This window comes from Syntrophobacterales bacterium, assembly GCA_019429105.1.
GTDB lineage: Bacteria > Desulfobacterota > Syntrophia > Syntrophales > UBA5619 > DYTH01.
In genome coordinates, this window is sequence record JAHYJE010000012.1 from 57789 (window position 1) to 77797 (window position 20009).

A 20009-nucleotide genomic window follows, 5' to 3' on the forward strand; every position below is an offset into this window, starting at 1 on the left:
TTAATTAATGACAAATATCCGCTACGCAGGTTTCTGGAGACGACTTCCGGCATTTATGATCGACAAGGCCATTGTCTATGCGATCTCGCTAAATGTTTCACTTATCGCCCTTTTTGCCGTCGGCCTGGGAAGCGACATCATGAAACTCCTCCAGTCTCCCCCGGAAGAGTTAGCACGCGGGGCAGGCGCGCTTACGTTTCTGTGTGTCTTTCTTTCACTTGTCGTTGACATGACCTACTTCACCTGGTTTCACGGAATCAGCGGGCAAACTCCGGGGAAAATGCTCCTTCGCCTCCGCGTCATTGCCGTATCGGGCGAACCAGTAACCACCGGGACAGCATTTCTGCGCTGGGCAGGCTACCTGATTTCGGGGCTTTTTTTCTCGATTGGCTTTTTATGGGTCGCCTTTGACCGCAAGAAACAGGGATGGCACGACAAGATAGCCATGACTATTGTAGTTTGTGTGGATAAAGCCACAACCACGCCCTCTTCTTCCCTCCCCTCCCTTGCGGAACCCCCGCTTTCCGAACCCCCTTCAACCAAGGAAGACAACCAAAATGAAACATCCACTGCTTCCTAATTTTAAAACATCGAAGCGCCGCGAAAAACGGCTTGACAAACAAGTCCAGATTTTATAGAGGACTGCCGCAATATAGAGAAGCGCTTATCAAGAGGGCCGGTAGCTCAGTCGGTAGAGCAACGGACTGAAAATCCGTGTGTCGACAGTTCAATTCTGTCCTGGCCCACCATAAGAATCAAGGGGTTGCGAAGGAACACCGTAACCCCTTTTTCTTTACCCCGCTTTCCAGTCCCACTATAGTTCCGCTTTTTGCTCTGAAATATCATGACGGATAGTGAGCGCCTTCCCATAAAAAACGGCGGATGCTCTCGCACCCGCTCGGAGGCTTATGAATATTCAGGAAGCGGGGAATAACGCTCTCAATTCCTCAAGAACGCTGAGCTGAACATCCAAAGCAGGGATCTCCGCGTGCATCTTTTCCAGGTGTGGAATTTCCTTGCCCATCATTTTTACAAGCTTTTTCAACCCGGGAAACATCGCTGCCGGGGGATACTGTGAACGTTCAAGATGATGAACGAGTCTCAGGGTTTTCAGGCCGTCAAACCAGACATGGAATTGCCGAAGCAAGTGCTCCGAATCCGCGCAGTTCTTGCGCATGCTCTCCCAATTGCCAGGAAAGCCGGCGAGCGTGAGATATTCATGCAGAAGGGGATGAATGTTTTTTGCCGCCTTCATGATTGCCCCGGCGTTTCTATCCGGGTCAGACTTTATTTCTGCCAGCCATTGGCGGATAAATATAAATATATCAGGATTGTGGATAAGATGCTCCGCTCTGCCTTCTTCGAGGAAATAGAGCATCTTCCGTCCGGTGCCAAACGCCACCCGGCGGGAAGGACGCGCCGAAGGGTGGACTGTTGTGCCCTCGATTAGGCCGATCCTGCCCAGTTTGGCAAGTTTGTCGAGAAAATGAAAATCCTCCGCGACTGCCCTTCGGTTCATTCCCCTCACGGCAATGTAGGAATCCGCCGTGCAGGAGATCGTCGAGCCAATCGCCGGAAAGGCGTAAGGGGAGGCGGCAAACGAAAGTCCGATCACGTAGGCGCGCAGAAATATCTCGTAGCGGCAAATGGCGGAAAGCAGATTGATATCTTCAGGTTTCTGGTGGGCATAACCAACCGTCGCCGCCGGGCAATTATTCTTCTGGAAAAAAGAAGCAATTGCCGCGAGATAGTTCTCTTCCACGCATGTATCGGCATCCAGGCAGGAGATGATGCCGGAGCCCCGCGACCGGGCAGTCAGAATCATCACCGCGGCATCCATGCCAATCTTTCTCGCGGCGCCGACCCCGCCGGCGCTCTCCGGAATCTCCCTCCCCGGAGAGGAGGCGTCGATTGCCGCCAGCCGCAATCCGCTCTTCGCAATAATCTCACAATCATCTTTAATGTTTATATTAGAGGATACTGAAACAGTTTCCTTTTTTACCAAACATCTCAGAATGGCGAGCGTTTCCTGATTATCGGCGACTGCCCTGCCGCCGGCAAGAGAGGGACGGTGATTGTTGACGACGCAGATCACCGCTGTCCGGCCGAGATCGGCAGGGGGATTTTTCGCAACGGAGGCAAGCGTTTGAAAAAGCGAATCCCGCTCCTCCAGCGCCGGGATCACGACGGCGTTTTCCACCCCTTCCCGTGTTTGGACAAGGATCTGCCTGTCCCCGAGGATTGAGTATTTTTGCAGATATTTGTCCGCTTTGGAGAGTTTAATCATCGCCCTCGTTCATCATCAGAAAAAGCGCCGCCTCTACATCGGGGCGATTGAGCCAGTTAATGCGAACGCCGTTTTTTTCCATTTTCCGGAACCATGTTTCCTGTCTCTTGGCGAACTGGTGAATTCTGGTATTGAGAAGGGCTGTCATGTCGGAAAGACCGATTTCTCCCCGCAAATAAAGTGCGACGTAGCGATATTCCAGCCCGAGGGCAGCGAGACGTTCCCAGCCTACGCCGTTTGCATGAAGATGGCGCACCTCTTCGATCATTCCCGCATCGAGACGCTCCCTGAGACGGACAGTTATTTGCCGGCGCAGTTCCTCCCTTGGGGGATGAATGCCGATCACAAAGGGTGACAGGTGGGGAAAATCCGGATGCCGTCCCGCTTCCCCATGCTGAAAAAGCGCGATTTCAATAGCCCTTAACAGCCTTTCTCTCTCAAGAAGATCCGTTTTGTTATGTAAATGGGGATTGAGCAACTCCAGACGCGCGCGCAGTGAATCCATGTCCTCGTGAAGCAGTGTTTCGCGCATCTGCTTATTTTCAGGCACCTCCTCCATCCGGTATCCGCGCAATATTGAATCAAGATACAGCCCCGTGCCGCCTGCCATGAGCGGCAAGCCGCCGCGCCGGGAGATTTCCTGAAAAACTCCGACAAATTGTTTCTGGAAGGCAAAGACGCTGAACTCTTCATCCGGGTCAATGATATCCAGCAGATGAACCGGAATCACACCCCCCTCACCCGTATAGTCGGCAAGGTCCTTTCCCGTTCCTATATCCAGTCCGCGATAAACCTGCCGGGAATCAGCGGAAATAATTTCTCCCCCGACGACCCTGGCCAGGCCCACGGCAAGCTTGGTCTTGCCCGCGGCGGTTGGCCCCAATACGACGAGCAGATTATGCCTATCCTTGAATTTATTGAGATTTGCCTCAGAAAAGACCACTTGACGCACCCAAAAAAAATCCCGACCGCAAAACACGGCCGGGATGTAAACTGTTAAATAATTGCCTTATAACGGTTTCACGTTTACCGCGGCAGGGCCTTTTTTCCCCTGCTCAATGTCGAAGCTGATTCTCTGCCCTTCATAAAGGGTTTTAAACCCGTCGCCTGTTATAGCGCTGAAATGCACAAAAACATCCCCGCCCTCGTCATTTTCGATAAAGCCAAACCCCTTCTTTTCGTTGAACCACTTCACTTTTCCTTCTGCCAATTTTTGTTCCCCCTTTCAAAAAGATTAGCTACGTTGTTTTTCATACCCCCCAAAAAGCAAAAAACCACCTTCATTCAGAAATTATCTCTGAATTGACGGCGGCTTGATTTTCTGCCTAACACATTCTGGAAGATATGAGTTCCCAACTTTTACCTATTCCCACCACTTAATTTAAAGCACATCCTTTTTGATATGTACTCTGGGCGGTGATCGGTGCTAACACCGTTTTTTTGCAAATGCAAGCTTTTTTTTATCGGTTTTATGGCACGCCGCCCGATGTTCAGGGCCAAACTCTTCCAGAATTGGCAACTGCTTAGCACAAATATCTTCCCGGAAGGGGCAGCGGGGAAAAAATGAGCAGCCTCTCGAATAAATATGTGTAGAGTCAAAATCAGCAGTTGCCGTTCTTTTTTTTCTATTTTTTGCCGGGTCTATTTCCGGCACGGCGGAAACAAGGGCCCGGGTATAAGGATGAACCGGCGCTTCGCAGACCTGCGCCGTTTTACCCAGTTCAACAATTTTACCAAGATACATGACGGCAATCCGGTCGCTCATATGCTGAACTACCCCAAAGTCGTGGGTAATAAACAGATAGGTAAGCTCCAACTCATTCTGAAGGCTTTTAAGGAGATTGAGTATCTGCGCCTGGACAGACAAATCAAGGGATGAAACCGGTTCATCGGCTATAATCAAGCGCGGCCGGAGAATAAGCGCGCGGGCAATCCCGATTCTTTGCCTCTGTCCGCCGCTGAACTCATGTGGATACCTCTTCAATTGCTCCTCATTGAGACCGACAAGCTGCGCCATTTCCCTGAGCTTCTTTCCGCCCTCTCTCTCCGCCGAAAGATTGTGAATTCTCAGCGGCTCCTCGATGATGTCGCCCGCTGTTCGACGCGGATTCAACGAGGAATAGGGATCCTGGAAGATCATCTGCACGCTGCGGCGGTATTCCTTCAGCCTTGCCCCTTTTAATTTAAAGATGTCCTCATTGTCGAATAATATTGAACCCTCTGTCGGCTCATCCAGACGGACGATCAGGCGGGCCAGTGTCGATTTTCCGCATCCGGACTCCCCGACCAGCCCCAGGGTTTCTGCCCGTTTTACCTGAAGAGTGACGCCATCAACCGCGCGCACGACGACATCATTACCCTGAAAAAATCCGCTGCGGGCGCCGAAACTCTTTTTTAATTCAATTATTTCGAGAAGTTTTTGGTTCATCTTTTTTTTGCTAATGCCTCCAGCAGCGGCACGAACGCCCGGGGGCAACTTGCTTAAGCAGGGGTTCCTCTTCCCGACAAATCGGGAGAACCTCTGCGCAGCGTCCCTGGAAGCGACAACCGGGCGGCAGGTCATAAAGGGGAGGAACCATTCCGGGAATCGCTTTGAGGAAGCTGTCTCGGCCCAAAGCAGCCTTTCTGCCGGGAAGAGAATTTATCAGCCCGTTTGTGTAGGGATGCAGCGGAGAAATTAACAGCTCCCTTGCCGGAGCGCTCTCCACTATGCGACCGGCATACATGACAAAGGCAAAATCGGCCGCCTCGGAGACAACTCCCAAGTCATGGGTGATAAGCAGGACGGATGTCCCTGTTCGCTGCTGCAGGGAAAGAATAAGTTGGATTATCTGGGCCTGAATGGTGACGTCAAGCGCGGTCGTAGGTTCATCCGCCAGCATGACCCGAGGACGGCACGCCATCGCGATGGCAATCATCACCCGCTGTCTCATCCCTCCGCTCATCTGATGCGGGTAGTCCCTCGCCCTCTTTTCCGGGGAGGGAATCCCGACCAGCCGCAGCATATCGACACTATTGATATGAGCTTCTCTTCTGCCCATTTTCTGGTGCAGTCGGAATACCTCGGCAATCTGCTCGCCGATCGGGAAAACCGGGTTCAGCGAGGTCATCGGTTCCTGAAAGATCATCGAAATATCGCGCCCCCTGACCTTTCTCATCTCATCTTCAGAAAGGTCAAGAAGGTTTACGCCCTGCAAAAGAACCTCTCCGCCGGAAATTCGGCCCGGCGGTGACGGCAATAGCCTCAGGATGGAGAGGGCCAGAACCGTTTTCCCGCACCCCGACTCCCCGACTACCGCGACCGTCTGTCCGGCCCCGATTTTCAGGCTCACCTCGTCAACAGCCCTGACAATGCCCCGTTCGGTTTCAAAATGCGAGGAAAGCTCCCGTATTTCCAGAATTGTTTCGGCTTCGGTCATGGATTAAAAAAACAGTTACTGTTTTTCAGTGGTCATGCTTCTCAGCAATTGGACCAGCAGACGAACCCCGATGCCCGAGGCACCCTTGGGAATGTACGGCTTGGCTTTTTCAAACCAGGAGGGGCCGGCGATATCGAGATGAACCCACTTACTGCCCCCGACAAACTTGCCCAAGAAGGTGGCGGCGGTAATCGCGCCCCCCGTTCGACCGCCGGAGTTTTTATAATCGGCAACATCGCTCTTAATCATCTCGTCGTACTGCTCCCCGAGGGGCAATTCCCAAACCTTTTCTCCTGTTACAGCAGCGGCCTCCCTGATCAGGCCTTTAAGTTCGGCATCCGTTCCCAGCATGCCGATGACTTCGTCTCCCAAGGCGACGATACAAGCCCCGGTAAGGGTAGCCAAATCAATGATCGCGGCTGGATTGAAACGACTGGCATAGGTAAGCGCATCAGCCAGAATAACCCTTCCCTCGGCATCGGTATTTACCACTTCTATCGTCTGTCCGGAAAGAGAGCGGAGGATATCCCCCGGTTTATAGGCTTTTCCGCCCGGCAGGTTCTCCGTGGCGGGAACTATCCCGATGAGATTGAGCGGCAGCGAAAGTTCCGAGGCAGCGCGAATGGTCGCAATTACCGCGGCGCCCCCGGCCATGTCCGTCTTCATCCGATCCATGTTTTCCGAAGGCTTGATTGAAATTCCCCCGCTGTCGAAGGTAATCCCCTTGCCGACGAGGGCAAGCGGCAGCTCGGACTTCTTGCCGCCGCGGTATTCAACAACAATCATCTTCGGCGGCTCGCGGCTGCCACTGGCAACGCCCAAGAGGGCGTTCATCCCCAGTTTCCTCATTTTAGCCTCATTGAGCACGGAAAAACTGATGTTTTTCCCTTTCAGATTTTCCTGAGCCGCGCCGGCCAGAGCGGTTGGAGTCATCTCGTTGCCCGGCGCGGAAACAAGATCGCGGGCAAAATTAGCCGCATTGGCGATGATTTCTGCTCGCTTAACGGCGGCGCGTACGGTTTTTAAGTCTCCCTTATTTATAAAAATTTTAAAGGAAGCGATCGTCTGCTCTTCCTTGCGGTCAATAGTTTTGAACGGCAGATACCGATAAAGTCCAAGGATAACGCCTTCGGCAATCCCCCCGGCTGCGGCATCCGCCGGCATGTCGTCAAAGGCCAGCGCCGTCGAAAACTCGGTCACGTTTATGGAGCGTATATGCTGCGCCGCTTTGGCAAAGGCCCCTCGCAGCCGTTCGAGTGAAAAGTCTGTCCTCTTGCCCAACCCCACTGTCACAATACGTTTTACCGAAGAGTCGTCGTGCGTGTAGTAAACGGCTATTTCGTTGAATTTCCCTTTGAAATCCCCCAAACCGATAATATCCTGAATCACCCTTCCCAGACTTTCGTCAAGAAAAGCAGCGGCGCCTGCGGGCAGCGATTCATCTTCAAAATACGCAAAGACGGCGGCTTCGGTCTTATGCGTGGCCAACCGGCCTTCGATAACCTGAATTTTCATATTTTCTCCTTCAATTTCAGTCAATTAGAATATTGCATTACGAATTTACATCCATAAAATAACTCAAACTGCAAAGCTTGCATACACCCGCCCGGAGCGATCAAAAAAGCCCCTGTTTTTCTTCTGGAAAGGTTGGATTGTAAAGGAAAAAATGGAAAAGACGAAAATTTTCGCTCGCACCTGGTGATCCTGGAGGCGGCACCCGGACTTGAACCGGGGAATAACGGTTTTGCAGACCGCTGCCTTACCACTTGGCTATGCCGCCGTTTAGACAAAAAAATGGAGCGGGCGAACGGGTTCGAACCGTCGACGTCCACCTTGGCAAGGTGGCACTCTACCGCTGAGTTACGCCCGCTCAGTGTTTGGGTGCGGCGGAATATATCAAATAAAATTTGTTTGTCAATAAAATAATCGCTTTTTCTATAATATTGTTTCAAAACCGCCTGCTCTTTACTTTCCGCCTTCAGGCAGATCCCCAATGAATCCAACGCCAATCGGGAAACAATTATAAACATTCCCGGGTTTCAGCTTCTGTTTTTGAACACCGTTTCGTAAAACTTGAAAAAGTAATCCACCCCGGAAATTATTGAAAGGGCCAAAGCGATATAAAGAATAACCATTCCCACCACATGCGCATCAGCGCCAATAAACGGATAATGGATTATCAGCGCGGAAATGGCAAAAATCTGGCAAAGCGTCTTTCGTTTTCCATGCTGGCTGGCCTGGATAAACAAACCTTCGGCCGAGGCTACAGTCCTTATGCCATCAATCGCAAAATCACGGATGATCATGACGGCTACTATCCAGGCCGGTATTCTACCAACAGGAATCAGGAGGATCATTGCCGTATTAACGATCAACTTGTCGGCAATCGGATCAAGAAATTTCCCCATCGTCGTAACTATCTGAAATCTTCGCGCGATATAGCCGTCAAGCAGGTCGGTAAGCCCGGCGACGATGAACAACGCCGCAATAACCAGGCTCATGGCCGGGCCGGGGGAGAGAAGCAGGCCAAACAAAACCGGAATGACGCCGATGCGAAGCATGCTGATTGTATTGGGAAGATTATAGATGTCCCTTTGCCGCTCGGGGATGGGCAGTTTATCGAACAGATTCTTCAGGTTGTCGATAGTCGAGTTATTTCCCACTTTTTCGGCCTTCTTCAGGTATGGATAACCTGATCGCGCTCATGGCTGCTTTTTTTCCTGAACATAAGTATCGAGGCATTTTTGCGAACAAAAACATACCGTTTTCCCCTCCACGTTCAGTTTCAAAGCAGAGCTTTCGGGGATATATGTGTGACAGACCGGATCCTCGACCAGGTCCTCTCCGCCGGCGGGCTTCTGTTGACGTTTGTATCCCCTGCTCCCCCTTGCTTGAGACGAATCCTTCCTGATGAGCTTGTAGAAAAGATAGATCGCAATAACAACAATTACTAATTTAAGCAACATCCAATCCTCATAATCATTTTTGCCGCAACTCCCCGCGCCTGCAGGACAAATGGTTGAGAGCGCCGCTATCTAAAATTTTCCATATAATTCAACACCCCCGCCTTCAGCAAGGCGATCGAGCAGTCCGCGCATGGAAACATTGAACAGCGGATGAACCGTGTAGGAGGCGATCTCGCAAAGCGGCTCCAAGACGAAACGCCTTTTATGCAGCTCCGGATGAGGAACCGTCAGCCCCTCCTCGTCAATAATCGCCTGACCATAGAGAAGGAGATCGAGGTCGATTACCCGCGGCCCCCAGCGCATACCCTCTGCGCGTCCCATGAGCTTTTCAATATTTTTCAATATCTCAAACAGTTTACGGGCGGGAAGCGCCGTTTTGAGCTCGGCTGCGGCGTTGATGAACCACGCCTGCTCCTTGGGGCCAACCGGCTCGGTCCGGTAAAGAGACGATGTTCGTAAAGAGGTTATGCCCGGCATCGCCCCCAAGCGACGCACCGCTTCCCGGCATTGCTCTGGCGGGGAGCCAATATTCGCCCCTATGCCGATATAGGCAATAACTGCGACGGACGCGACAGAGCGCGCTCCGCCAATTTCATGAACATCAGGCCTCGCGTGCATCCCTTCAGGCAACCCTTTTCAATCCCAGGACATCCTGCATGTCATAGAGCCCATTGGGACGTCCAACCACCCAAAGCGCCGCCCGAATCGCCCCGCGGGCGAAGTTGTCCCGGCTGTGGGCGCGGTGAATAAATTCCAGCCGCTCTCCCATGCCGCCGAAAATCACCGTATGCTCTCCGACAATATCCCCGGCGCGAACGGTCTGAATGCCGATCTCTTTAGGGGAACGTTCGCCGATCATGCCCTTACGACAATAGACGCCGGTCTCTTCGAGATCGCGCCCCAAGCTCCGGGCGATCACCTCCGCCATTTTTACCGCCGTGCCGCTGGGTGCGTCCTTCTTGAGATGGTGGTGCGCCTCAACGATCTCCACATCGTACTCATCGCCGAGAATCGCCGCGACATCGGAGAGGACCTTGAACATGACATTGACGCCAACGCTCATGTTCGGGGAAATGACGCATCTTGCAGCGCCGGCAATGTTTCTTGCCTCATCCATTTCTTTAACTGTGAAGCCTGTGCTGCCGATTACTATGGCTTTTTTGGCACTTGCGGCAATACTCAGGTGTTTAAGAGATGATTCATGCGAGGTAAAGTCGATAACGACATCGCCTTTTTCAATGCAAGCGGACAGGGAATCAACAATTCGTATCCCCGTCTTGCCGAGTCCCAAACCCTCGCCCACATCCCTGCCGATTGCGGGATGGCCCTTCTGCTCCACCGCCCCGGCCAGCTCCATCTCCCTTGTCTCAGCAATAATGCTGATTATCCTTCCCCCCATCCGTCCGCCGGCGCCGGTAACAATGGCCTTTACCATAAAAAGTTCCTCCCTACTTCAATAACCCGTAGTCCTGCATTGCCTTTTTCAAGGCTGATTCATTCTTTTCGGCCATCCGGCATAACGGCAGGCGCAGCTCATAGTCGATCTTGCCCATCAAGGCCAGCGCCGCCTTTACCGGGGTGGGATTGGTCTCAATGAAAAGCGCATCAATCAGCGGACTCATGCGCTGGTGAAGTTCGCGGGCCTTCTGCAAATCACCGGCAAAAAAGGCATCCACAAGCCCGGCCATGTCAGCGGGAACTATATTCGAAATAACGGAAATTACCCCCTTGCCGCCGATGGCAAGCAGCGGCAGAGTAAAGGCGTCATCCCCGGAGATGACATCGAAATCAGGCCCGCACAAACTGATGATTTCATTCATCTGTTTGATGGAACCGGCCGCCTCCTTTACCCCGACAATATTGGGGATCTTCGCCAGGCGCGCCATCGTCTCCGGCAGCATGTTCGTGCCGGTTCTCCCCGGAATGTTGTAAATAATGATGGGAATCGGGACCGCTTCGGCAACGGCCCTGTAGTGCAGGTAGAGACCCTCCTGGGTTGGGCGATTGTAATAAGGGCAAACAATCAGCGCCGCATCGGCCCCCGCCTGCCAGGCGTGTTTCGTCAGGCGGATTGCCTCCGTCGTGCTGTTCGAGCCGGTCCCGGCGATGACCGGAACGCGCTTTTTTACGGCAGCGATCACAATCTCAATAACCCGGTCATGCTCCTCATGCGAAAGCGTTGTGGATTCCCCGGTTGTTCCGCAGGGGGCAATTCCATCCGTTCCCTCGGCAATCTGCTCCTCGACCAGACGGCGCAAGGCCGCCTCGTCAACCTTCCCATCTTTGAACGGCGTTACAATAGCGACAATGGCGCCTGAAAACATATCTCCCCCTCCAATTTTTATCTGAAGCCCCGACTCATATTCTTTTAAAAGACAAACCACTCCCTAATTTTTCAAAAAGTCCGGAATCTTTTCGTTTCTAATCAGGTCTTCGTTCTTTTCCCTCTCCCTGATGACGTGCCAGCTCGTATCGCAAACCATTATTTCCGGCGCCCGCGGGCGCGAATTGTAATTCGAGGACATGGTGAATCCATAAGCCCCCGCACTCATAACGGCCAACAGATCGCCCCGTTCCATTGATTTCACCCGCCGTCCCTTGGCCAGGAAATCACCGGATTCGCAGATCGGGCCGACGATGTCAGCCGTAACCTCTTCCCGCGCGGTCAACTGGACGGGCTGAAGTTTGTGAAAGGACCCGTACAGGCTGGGGCGAATCAGGTCGTTCATGCCGGCGTCCACAATGAAGAATTTTTTTGCGTCATTTTCCTTCTTGTAAAGGACCTTTGTAACAAGAATTCCGGCATTGCCGACAAGCACGCGACCCGGCTCAAAGATAAAGGTGCAGCCCGGATCGCCGGCCGCCTCGATAATTGCCCGGGCATATTCGGCGGGCAGCGGCGGTTTCTCCTGATCGTAAGAAATGCCCAGCCCGCCGCCCAGATCGAGATAATGAACCGCAACCCCCTCCGCCCGCAGAGTGCGGATCAGCGTCTTCAGGCGGTCGATCGCATCGGTAAAGGGCAAGATCTTCGTTATCTGTGAACCAATGTGGCAGCTTACCCCTTTTATATCGATATGTTTCAACGCCGCCGCCTGCCGGTAAGCCAGAAGCGCGCTTTCGACGGCGATGCCGAATTTGTTTTCCTTCAAACCGGTGGAAATGTGCGGGTGGGTTTCCGCATTTACATCCGGGTTGACGCGGATGCCGATCCCCGCGCGGAGACCGAGTTTGCCGGCGCGTTCGTCGATGACCTCCAATTCCTGGGGCGATTCAATATTGAACATCAGAATCCCCGTTTTGAGGGCAAAATCGATCTCGTCATCCCGTTTTCCCACCCCGGAATAGACGATCCGCGCGGGCTCGATGCCGGCCTGCAAAGCGCGGTACAGCTCCCCGCCGGAAACGATGTCCGCGCCGCCGCCCTGGTTGGCAAAGCTCTTCAGAATCGCAATGTTGGAGTTGGCTTTGACGGCAAAACAGATGATATGAGGGATCCCGGCGAAGGCCTCGGCAAATGCCGTAAAATGGCGCTTCAACGTCCGGGCGCTGTAGAGGTAAAAAGGCGTTCCTACCTCCCGCGCGATTGCCGCAATGGACACTTCCTCGCAATACAGTTCGTTATCCTTGTAATCGAAATAATTCATTGTTCCCCTAATCTGAAAATGCGTGCATAAATTGCCGGTTTAAATTGCCAATCTTTTAGACGTCGCTCCGGACTCGACCAAGCGCGTACCTCTAATTTTATGAACATCAAGCAGTGAAGTGAACTGCCTTACACCAATCGCCGCCGGTAAATAGCTGCCAGCTGACTTTGACGGCCGGGGATCCCCTTTCTTGCCGCATCCGTAAAAAGACAGGCTTAGAATTGCAAAAAATAAAGCCGCCCAGCGCAATGATTTTCCACTCTTCATCTGTCTTTACCCTCAATTTCCGCAATCCTCGCGCGCACCGTCTCCCCGGCTGTTCCGCCTCTTTCCTGCCGGGCGCCCACAGACTGTTTTACGGCCAAGCATTGAAACACATCTTCATCGAAACCGCCGTAAAAATCAAGAAACTCCGTCATGGTCAGCTCCGTCAGCTTTTTTTTGTTTTTGATGCAAAAAGCGACTATTTTCCCGACAATGCCATGCGCTTCACGAAACGGCGTTCCCTTGCGCACGAGATATTCGGCGATGTCAGTCGCCGTGGAAAATCCCCCTTCGGCGCCCGTTGCCATCTTTTCCCGGCGAAAGGCAATATGGCCCACCATCATGGTAAAAATCCGCAGAGAGGCCTTCGTGGTGTCGAGCGCATCGAACAGCGCTTCCTTGTCCTCCTGCAAATCACGGTTGTACGTCATCGGCAGCCCCTTGAGGAGAGTCAGGATGGCGACGAGATCGCCGTAAACACGGCCTGTCTTTCCCCGGATCAGCTCCGCCACATCCGGATTTTTCTTTTGCGGCATAATGCTGCTGCCGGTTGTAAACGAGTCGGCGATTTCGATATAGCCGAACTCGTCGGTTGACCAGAGCACCAGATCCTCGCAAAAACGGCTCAGGTGCGCCATGATAAGCGATGCGACAAAAATGAATTCGGCGACAAAATCCCGGTCAGAGACTGTATCCATGCTATTTTCCGTCACCCGCGGAAATTTGAGGAGGCGGGCAACGTACTTGCGGTCAATGGGAAGTCCCGTTCCTGCCAGAGCCGCCGCCCCCAGGGGCATTACATTCATCCGCACCCGGCAATCATAAAGACGCGACAAATCGCGGTCAAACATTTCCCGGAAGGAAAGAAGATAGTGAGACAAAAGAACCGGCTGCGCCTTCTGCATGTGGGTATAACCAGGCAGGATAACACCTGTTTCCTTTTTTGCCTGCTCTATGAGCGCCCCTTGCAGAGCGCGGACAAGGTGAATTAACTCGTCTGTTTCCGCCCTCAGATAAAGGCGTTCATCCAGAGCCACCTGGTCATTTCTGCTTCTTGCCGAGTGGAGCTTCCCTCCGACCTCGCCTACCCGGACAATCAGCGCCTTTTCGATCGCCATGTGAATGTCTTCGTCGTCAGGATTGAAGAAAAACGTTCCATCTTCAATATCCCGCAGGATCTCCTTCAGACCGGCAATGATCGCCCGACTTTCATTTTTTTTGACGATCCCCTGCCTGGCAAGCATGCGCGCGTGGGCGATGCTGCCCTCAATATCGCAGCGGTAAAGCCGACGGTCAAAATGCAGCGAAGCGGTAAAGGCCTCTACGGCCTTATCTGTCTCCTCACTGAACCGCCCCCCCCAGGGCTTCTCCACTTTTTCAGTCATCTTTACCTGCCGCATCAAATCTGAACTTGTGCGTTCATCGCCGCCATTATCTTGAGACGCAGGGCATTGAGGCGGATGAATCCGGTTGCGTCCTTCTGGTTATAAACCCGGTCTTTTTCAAATGTTGCAACATCCTCACTGTAAAGGGAAAAGGGCGATTTCCTCCCGACCACAATGCAGTTTCCCTTGTAGAGCTTAAGACGGGCTGTCCCGGTCACATGCTCCTGGGTTTCGTCTATGAAGCTCTGCAGAACCTTCATCTCCGGAGAAAACCAGAAACCGTTATAAACGAGCTGGGCGTATTTGGGAGTGAGCGAATCGCGCAGCATCATCACCTCGCGGTCCATGGTAATAGACTCCACTGCCCGGTGCGCGGCCCAGAGGACAGTTCCCCCGGGAGTCTCGTAAACCCCGCGGGATTTCATGCCGACAAAGCGGTTCTCCACCATATCAACGCGGCCGATCCCGTTTTTACCGGCGATTTCATTGAGATGATCGAGAAGAACGGCAGGCTGCATATTCACCCCGTCCACGGAAACAGGAATCCCGTTTTCAAAGACGATTTCGATATAGGTCGGCCGGTCCGGGGCTTTTTCAGGGGAAACGCTCAGCACAAACATGTCTTCATTCGGCTCCGTCCAGGGGTCTTCCAGAATTCCGCCTTCATGGGAGATGTGAAGCAGGTTGCGGTCGCTGCTGTAGGGTTTTTCCCTGGTCAGCGGCAGTGGTATCCCATGTTTATCGGCATAATCAAGCATCGATGACCGGGAATCAAATTTCCAGTTGTCGTCCCGCCAGGCGGCGATAATATTGATTGCCGGGTTCAAGGCCAGGTAGGTCAGCTCAAAACGAACCTGATCGTTGCCCTTCCCGGTGGCCCCGTGACAGACAGCATCGGCGCCCTCCAGCTTGGCAATCTCAAGCTGTCTTTTGGCGATCAGCGGCCGGGCCAGCGATGTTCCCAGCAGATATGTTCCCTCGTAAATGGCATTCGCCCGGAGCGCCGAAAAAACGAAGTCCCGCGTGAATTCCTCTTTGAGATCATCAATGTATATCTTTGAGGCGCCGGTATTGAGCGCCTTTTCCTGAAGCCCGGACAACTCTTCCTTCTGCCCGACATCGGCGGCAAAGCAGATCACCTCGCAGTGGTACGTCTCAATCAGCCATTTCAGAATGACGGACGTATCGAGTCCGCCCGAATAGGCAAGAACAACCTTCTTCACTTCACTCACTTTAGTATCCTCCTTATCACTGCATCAATATTTCCATTATCGCCTTCTGGACGTGCAGCCGGTTTTCCGCCTCGTCAAAGACAACGGACTGGGGACCGTCGATAACCTCCGCGGCAATCTCCTCCCCCCGGTGCGCGGGCAGGCAATGCATCACAATAACGTCCTTTCCGGCTTTGTCCACAAGTTCCTGACTAACCTGAAAGGCATGAAATTTTTTAATCTTTTCATCTCTTTGTTCCTCCTGCCCCATGCTCACCCAGGTATCGGTATAAATGACGTCGGCCTTGCGCACGGCCAGAGCCGGCTCCCTGTGCAGATTAACCCCGAGCGGCGCCTCGGCTTTTGCCCTTTCCAGAATGACAGGATCCGGATCATACCCGTCGGGACAGGCCAGGTCAAGGCGAAAGGGAAGCTTTGTAGCCGCAACTATCCAGGAGTTGGCGATATTGTTGCCGTCCCCGACATAGGCGATTTTCAGCCCCTCATACCCTCCCCGCTTCTCTATAAGCGTGAAGAGATCCGTCAAAATCTGGCAGGGGTGAAGCAGGTCCGTGAGGCCGTTGATAACCGGGATTGTCGCAAACCGGGCAAATTCCTCGACCAACTCGTGAGAATAGGTGCGGATCATCACCCCGTCGAGATAGCGGGACATTATCCGCGCTGTATCGGGGATTGTCTCCCCCCGACCGATCTGAATATCGCGACCGCTCAGAAAGAGTGCGTTTCCCCCTAACTGATACATGCCTACTTCAAATGATATCCTCGTGCGCGTCGATGATTTGTCAAAAATCATCCCCAGCGTCTTACCCTTCAGCGGCTTGGCTGATTTTCCGGCTCGCAACATTTTTTTCAGCCGATCGGCGCCCTCAAAAATGGCGTCATAATCACTTTTCTCCAGGTCATAACCGCTTATCAAATCCTTTTTCATTGTTCCCCCAATGCCTCATCCAATATCTGCAAAGCCCGATCCACATCGTATTCGGTAATAATCAACGGCGGCACAAAACGCAGGATATTGCCGTTTGTACAGTTAATAAGAAGCCCCTTCTCCATGCATGCAAGCACCAGCCCCGCACCGGGAGAGGCAAGCTCCACGCCGATCATTAACCCCTTGCCCCGCACCTCGCGAATAACCGGATGCTTGTCTTTCAGCTTGGCAAGCCGGGCGAGAAAATACTCGCCGACAACGCGACTGTTCTCGACAACCCCTTCCTCCAGGATCGTCTGCACCGCGGCTAAGGCTGCCGCGCAGGCCAGCGGGTTACCACCGAATGTCGAACCATGACTTCCCGGGACAAAAGCCGCGGCAATGTGCTCCTTGGCAAGCATCGCCCCGATCGGAAAGCCATTTCCCAATGCCTTGGCAAGGGTCATGATGTCAGGGACAACATCCTCATGATCGCAGGCAAAAAGCATCCCCGTCCGGCCCATGCCCGTCTGGATTTCATCGGCAATCATCAAAATGCCATGTTCATCGCATATTTTTCTAATCCCCTGAAGATATCCAGCGTCGGGAATGACTACCCCCCCCTCCCCCTGAATCGGTTCGACGATTACCCCGCAGGTCTTATCGGTGATTGCGGCATCCAGGGCGGCAAGATCATTGTAGGGGACATAATGGAAACCTGCGGGGAGAGGACCGAATCCTGCCTGCAAATTCTCCTGGCCGGTTGCCGTGACAGTGGCCAGTGTTCTGCCGTGAAAGGAGTTGCGCATGGTGATGAACTCGTTTTTGCCATTCATCTGCTCAAATGCATATCTTCTGGCAAGTTTTATCGCCGCTTCGTTGGCCTCCGCGCCGCTGTTGCAGAAAAATACCTTATCCAGCGGGGAATTCTCTACAAGCAGGGCGGCCAGCAGGATCTGGGGAGCGATGTGATAGTAGTTGGAGATATGAGTAAGATTTTCCACCTGCTCCTTAATCGCCGCCACCACCCGGTAATGGGAGTGACCCAGGGCACAAACGGCAATCCCCCCGACCAGATCGAGATAAGAGCGGCCTTCGCTGTCCCAGAGGTGAACGCCCAGTCCCCTGGTAATGACAACAGGAAACCGCTTGTAGTTGGGCATTATGTATTTATCGGCAAGCCCGATCCATTCTGCTTTTGTCATTTCAATCTCTTTCATTTCAAAATGCCTTCATAAATCATGCATTAATTCTTGACTCCTATATTACGATCTCCGTCCCAATCCCCTGATCCGTGAACATCTCCAGCAGAATCGTGTGTTTGACGCGCCCATCGAGAATGTGGGTCTTGCCTACCCCGGCGCCCAGAGCCTTGAGGCAGCACTTGATCTTGGGGTACATGCCGCCGGCGATTGTTCCGTCCTCAATCATCCGCCTTGCCATGCCGTTATTCATCGTGTGAATGAGGTTTTTATCCCGATCGAGAACACCGGGCACATCCGTCAGCAAAATAAGTTTTTCGGCACCGAGGGCCGACGCAACCGCGCCGGCCACCAGATCGGCGTTGATATTGTAAGTCTCCCCATTTTCACCTATCCCCGTGGGCGCGATGACAGGAATTATCCCGTCATTCATAAGCGTATTGAGAATAGAGGCGTTTACCTCTTTGACCTTGCCGACCAGACCGAGGTCAATTATTTCCGACGGCGTGGCTTTTGCCTTGTCGGCGCTGAGGAGATATTTCTCCGCACGAATCAGGTTTGCGTCCTTGCCGCTTAGGCCCACTGCCCGCCCACCATGCCGGTTAATCAAGCCGACTATTTCCTTGTTTACCTTCCCGACCAGCACCATCTCGACAATATCCATTGTCTCTTCATCGGTGACCCGCATCCCCTGGATGAACTGCGATTCCTTCCCCAGCTTTTTCAGGACGCTGCCGATTTGCGGTCCGCCGCCATGCACAACCACCGGATGGATGCCTATGTACTTCATCAAAAGCACATCGCGGGCGAAATTATCCTTCAGTTCCTCGTCAACCATCGCGTGCCCGCCATACTTTATAACAACCGTCCGGTTAAAGAAACGGCGTATATAGGGAAGCGCCTCCACCAGGATATTGGCCCTCTCCACAAACTCAGTCATATCTTCCATAAGCAATCTCTCAAATCACAAAATATAACGGCTCAGATCCTCATCTTCAACAATTTCGTCCAACTGCTCGGCGACGTAATCGGCATCTATCACCAATCCTACTATGAACCTCGTAGGCAAAATCAACCGGGGTTGCTCCAACCGGCAAATCGAAGATGTCACCATTTGGAGAAAAAACGTAGATCCGATCATCTAAAAATTCCATCTTTAAACCTTCTAGAAAATCAGTATCGTCACCAACCGAGACTTGCCATTCCTTGATTCGCTTTAAAAAATCCGTTTGGTGGGATTTTGCAAAAGTCCCCTTTTCGAGCTCACTATCAGACTTCCCAGAACTTTTTTCTAAGGTGTAATGAAGGTGAGAAGCGACTCCATATTCAGCCTCTTCGTGCATCTCCTTGGTTCTTATTTGAATCTCACAAACTTTACCCTCTGGCCCAAAAACAGTCGTGTGAATCGAGCGATAGCCGTTTGGTTTTGGAGCGGCAATATAATCTCGAACGTAGTTTGGAATCGGCCTAAACTTACCGTGAATGGCGCCTAAAATTTTATAACAATTCTCCTCTGTATCGGTCACGACTCGGAGAGCTACCAGGTCATAAACCTTATCAAAGTCCCAATCAATCTCTGGCCGAGTAATTTTTTTATACAAACTATAGATATGCTTGGCTCGCCCTTCCACATCGGCTGAAACTGATAACCTTTTTAGTTCATCATCTATAATTCGCTTAACTTTGAGCGTGTACCTGTCGGCTGCTTTGTAACGTCGATTGGCCTCCTTTTTGAGATATTTATACTCTTGAGGATATGCAATTGGAAAGGCTAAATCTTCCAACCGGCCCTTGATTTCTCCCATCCCGAGCCTGAGAGCAAGAGGTGCAAAAATATTTAAGGTTTCACGCGAAACCCGTTGCTGATGCTCGATGGGGAGTGATTTGATTGTTTCCATATTGTGGAGTCGATCGGCTAACTTGATAATCACCACTCGAACATCATCAGACATCGAGAGGAAAAGCTGCCTTAGGTTCTCGTTTTTGGCGTGAGTTTTTGCTTCCTCGGCTTCCTCCGGGTTTGAATAAGTCGAAAAATCAACCTGACGGAGAGCTGTTAGGCTTTTTACGAGTCCAGCAACTTCGACCCCAAATTCGGCCTCAATATCCTCATATTTGGTATCAGTATCTTCAATTACGTCGTGAAGTAAGGCCGCAGCCGCCATCTCATCACTCATTCCTAAACTCAGAAGAGTCTTGGCGACTGCCAGTGGATGCGTAATGTATGCCTCGCCGCTCCTTCTTTTTTGACCATGATGTGCCTTTTTAGCAAATTTATAGGCACGTTCAACTAGCTTCTTATCGAAGCTCTCTTGCAGGATAATGTCTTTATAGAAATCTTTAGGCATCCCTCACCTTTTAATCCCCTAATCCAATTCTATTTTTTAGTTGCCCGTATGCCTTACCAAAATATTTTAGACTCTTTTCTCTTTTTCTAGCTAAAGCACTGTTGTTAAAAGCCTCGTAATATATTAGGTCCCAGGGTATATGAGCCTTCGTGTAACCCGAGAGGCCCTCGTTATGCTCAGCAAGCCTTCTGCTAACGTCAGAGGTGAAACCAACATAAAGTCTTTCAGTTTTCTTGCTTTTTAAGATATAAACAAAATGCATAACAGATTTATTATACCTAAAATATTTTAAAAAGGTGAGGGATTATACACTTTTGAGTTTCGAGCCCGCCTGCCGGACGGGCAGGTTTCG

Annotated in this window: 19 protein-coding genes, 3 tRNA genes and 1 pseudogene; 2 read left to right on the top strand and 21 right to left on the bottom strand. The window is 52.1% G+C overall.

Features of this window, described 5'->3' with window-relative positions:
* Positions 1 to 7 precede the first annotated feature (7 nt).
* Together K0B01_05900 and K0B01_05905 are read left to right on the top strand one after the other, a co-directional pair.
* On the top strand, positions 8 to 580 hold the full coding sequence (locus K0B01_05900; GenBank protein MBW6485670.1) for an RDD family protein: 573 nt from the start codon (positions 8 to 10) through the stop codon (positions 578 to 580).
* 93 nt (positions 581 to 673) lie between these two features.
* A tRNA-Phe gene (locus K0B01_05905) sits at positions 674 to 749 on the top strand.
* A 167-nt stretch (positions 750 to 916) separates the two neighbouring features.
* Here the strand turns inward: K0B01_05905 and K0B01_05910 are convergent.
* The 21 genes and pseudogenes from K0B01_05910 to K0B01_06010 all read right to left on the bottom strand — a co-directional run bounded on the left by K0B01_05910 (position 917) and on the right by K0B01_06010 (position 19919).
* Positions 917 to 2287, bottom strand: a complete 1371-nt coding sequence (locus tag K0B01_05910) for a hypothetical protein (protein MBW6485671.1) — start codon at positions 2285 to 2287, stop codon at positions 917 to 919.
* Entirely contained in the window at positions 2280 to 3230 is a 951-nt protein-coding gene (miaA, locus tag K0B01_05915) for a tRNA (adenosine(37)-N6)-dimethylallyltransferase MiaA (GenBank protein ID MBW6485672.1), read from the bottom strand. The genes K0B01_05910 and miaA overlap by 8 nt, the downstream gene beginning before the upstream one ends.
* Before the next feature lie 66 nt (positions 3231 to 3296).
* Positions 3297 to 3497, bottom strand: coding sequence for a cold-shock protein (locus K0B01_05920; protein MBW6485673.1), 201 nt, complete (start codon positions 3495 to 3497; stop codon positions 3297 to 3299).
* A 216-nt stretch (positions 3498 to 3713) separates the two neighbouring features.
* Positions 3714 to 4715: an ATP-binding cassette domain-containing protein gene (locus K0B01_05925; GenBank protein MBW6485674.1), complete on the bottom strand. Its 1002-nt coding sequence runs from the start codon at positions 4713 to 4715 to the stop codon at positions 3714 to 3716.
* A 10-nt stretch (positions 4716 to 4725) separates the two neighbouring features.
* The gene (locus tag K0B01_05930) at positions 4726 to 5706 is read right to left on the bottom strand and encodes an ABC transporter ATP-binding protein (GenBank protein ID MBW6485675.1); all 981 of its coding nucleotides are present in this window, start codon (positions 5704 to 5706) and stop codon (positions 4726 to 4728) included.
* Positions 5707 to 5721: 15 nt separating this feature from the next.
* Complete coding sequence (locus tag K0B01_05935; GenBank protein ID MBW6485676.1) at positions 5722 to 7221, bottom strand: leucyl aminopeptidase; 1500 nt, start codon at positions 7219 to 7221, stop codon at positions 5722 to 5724.
* 190 nt (positions 7222 to 7411) lie between these two features.
* Positions 7412 to 7486 (bottom strand) — tRNA-Cys (locus K0B01_05940).
* A gap of 15 nt (positions 7487 to 7501) precedes the next feature.
* A tRNA-Gly gene (locus tag K0B01_05945) sits at positions 7502 to 7576 on the bottom strand.
* A gap of 169 nt (positions 7577 to 7745) precedes the next feature.
* On the bottom strand, positions 7746 to 8267 hold the full coding sequence (gene pgsA, locus K0B01_05950) for a CDP-diacylglycerol--glycerol-3-phosphate 3-phosphatidyltransferase (GenBank protein MBW6485677.1): 522 nt from the start codon (positions 8265 to 8267) through the stop codon (positions 7746 to 7748).
* 141 nt (positions 8268 to 8408) lie between these two features.
* On the bottom strand, positions 8409 to 8672 hold the full coding sequence (locus tag K0B01_05955) for a YHS domain-containing protein (GenBank protein MBW6485678.1): 264 nt from the start codon (positions 8670 to 8672) through the stop codon (positions 8409 to 8411).
* 69 nt (positions 8673 to 8741) lie between these two features.
* Positions 8742 to 9290, bottom strand: coding sequence for a 2-amino-4-hydroxy-6-hydroxymethyldihydropteridine diphosphokinase (gene folK, locus K0B01_05960; protein MBW6485679.1), 549 nt, complete (start codon positions 9288 to 9290; stop codon positions 8742 to 8744).
* A 4-nt stretch (positions 9291 to 9294) separates the two neighbouring features.
* Complete coding sequence (gene dapB / locus K0B01_05965) at positions 9295 to 10107, bottom strand: 4-hydroxy-tetrahydrodipicolinate reductase (protein ID MBW6485680.1); 813 nt, start codon at positions 10105 to 10107, stop codon at positions 9295 to 9297.
* A 13-nt stretch (positions 10108 to 10120) separates the two neighbouring features.
* Positions 10121 to 10996, bottom strand: a complete 876-nt coding sequence (gene dapA / locus K0B01_05970; GenBank protein ID MBW6485681.1) for a 4-hydroxy-tetrahydrodipicolinate synthase — start codon at positions 10994 to 10996, stop codon at positions 10121 to 10123.
* Between the two features lie 63 nt (positions 10997 to 11059).
* Complete coding sequence (lysA, locus tag K0B01_05975) at positions 11060 to 12319, bottom strand: diaminopimelate decarboxylase (protein ID MBW6485682.1); 1260 nt, start codon at positions 12317 to 12319, stop codon at positions 11060 to 11062.
* Positions 12320 to 12582: 263 nt separating this feature from the next.
* A complete protein-coding gene (gene argH, locus K0B01_05980) occupies positions 12583 to 13983 on the bottom strand; it encodes an argininosuccinate lyase (protein MBW6485683.1) in 1401 nt (466 codons plus the stop codon).
* Positions 13983 to 15200, bottom strand: a complete 1218-nt coding sequence (locus K0B01_05985; GenBank protein MBW6485684.1) for an argininosuccinate synthase — start codon at positions 15198 to 15200, stop codon at positions 13983 to 13985. The genes argH and K0B01_05985 overlap by 1 nt, the downstream gene beginning before the upstream one ends.
* Before the next feature lie 16 nt (positions 15201 to 15216).
* Positions 15217 to 16128, bottom strand: coding sequence for an ornithine carbamoyltransferase (gene argF, locus K0B01_05990; GenBank protein ID MBW6485685.1), 912 nt, complete (start codon positions 16126 to 16128; stop codon positions 15217 to 15219).
* Positions 16125 to 17312: an acetylornithine transaminase gene (locus K0B01_05995; protein MBW6485686.1), complete on the bottom strand. Its 1188-nt coding sequence runs from the start codon at positions 17310 to 17312 to the stop codon at positions 16125 to 16127. Before K0B01_05995 ends, argF begins: the two co-directional genes overlap by 4 nt.
* A gap of 55 nt (positions 17313 to 17367) precedes the next feature.
* Positions 17368 to 18249 carry an acetylglutamate kinase gene (gene argB, locus K0B01_06000; protein MBW6485687.1) on the bottom strand — a complete coding sequence of 294 codons (882 nt, stop codon included), beginning with the start codon at positions 18247 to 18249 and terminating at the stop codon, positions 17368 to 17370.
* A gap of 55 nt (positions 18250 to 18304) precedes the next feature.
* On the bottom strand, positions 18305 to 19657 hold the full coding sequence (locus K0B01_06005; protein ID MBW6485688.1) for a RelA/SpoT family protein: 1353 nt from the start codon (positions 19655 to 19657) through the stop codon (positions 18305 to 18307).
* A 10-nt stretch (positions 19658 to 19667) separates the two neighbouring features.
* A pseudogene (locus tag K0B01_06010) lies at positions 19668 to 19919 on the bottom strand (GIY-YIG nuclease family protein).
* Between the last annotated feature and the right edge of the window lie 90 nt (positions 19920 to 20009).

Coding starts and splice junctions, on each gene's coding strand:
- lysA (MBW6485682.1), bottom strand. CDS start 12,319: ATGAATTATTTCGATTACAAGGATAACGAACTGTATTGCGAGGAAGTG.
- dapB (MBW6485680.1), bottom strand. CDS start 10,107: ATGGTAAAGGCCATTGTTACCGGCGCCGGCGGACGGATGGGGGGAAGG.
- K0B01_05910 (MBW6485671.1), bottom strand. CDS start 2,287: ATGATTAAACTCTCCAAAGCGGACAAATATCTGCAAAAATACTCAATC.
- K0B01_05900 (MBW6485670.1), top strand. CDS start 8: ATGACAAATATCCGCTACGCAGGTTTCTGGAGACGACTTCCGGCATTT.
- folK (MBW6485679.1), bottom strand. CDS start 9,290: ATGCACGCGAGGCCTGATGTTCATGAAATTGGCGGAGCGCGCTCTGTC.
- K0B01_05935 (MBW6485676.1), bottom strand. CDS start 7,221: ATGAAAATTCAGGTTATCGAAGGCCGGTTGGCCACGCATAAGACCGAA.
- argF (MBW6485685.1), bottom strand. CDS start 16,128: ATGAAAAAGGATTTGATAAGCGGTTATGACCTGGAGAAAAGTGATTAT.
- dapA (MBW6485681.1), bottom strand. CDS start 10,996: ATGTTTTCAGGCGCCATTGTCGCTATTGTAACGCCGTTCAAAGATGGG.
- K0B01_05925 (MBW6485674.1), bottom strand. CDS start 4,715: ATGAACCAAAAACTTCTCGAAATAATTGAATTAAAAAAGAGTTTCGGC.
- K0B01_05995 (MBW6485686.1), bottom strand. CDS start 17,312: ATGACAAAAGCAGAATGGATCGGGCTTGCCGATAAATACATAATGCCC.
- pgsA (MBW6485677.1), bottom strand. CDS start 8,267: ATGCTTCGCATCGGCGTCATTCCGGTTTTGTTTGGCCTGCTTCTCTCC.
- K0B01_05955 (MBW6485678.1), bottom strand. CDS start 8,672: ATGTTGCTTAAATTAGTAATTGTTGTTATTGCGATCTATCTTTTCTAC.
- K0B01_06005 (MBW6485688.1), bottom strand. CDS start 19,657: ATGCCTAAAGATTTCTATAAAGACATTATCCTGCAAGAGAGCTTCGAT.
- argB (MBW6485687.1), bottom strand. CDS start 18,249: ATGACTGAGTTTGTGGAGAGGGCCAATATCCTGGTGGAGGCGCTTCCC.
- K0B01_05930 (MBW6485675.1), bottom strand. CDS start 5,706: ATGACCGAAGCCGAAACAATTCTGGAAATACGGGAGCTTTCCTCGCAT.
- argH (MBW6485683.1), bottom strand. CDS start 13,983: ATGCGGCAGGTAAAGATGACTGAAAAAGTGGAGAAGCCCTGGGGGGGG.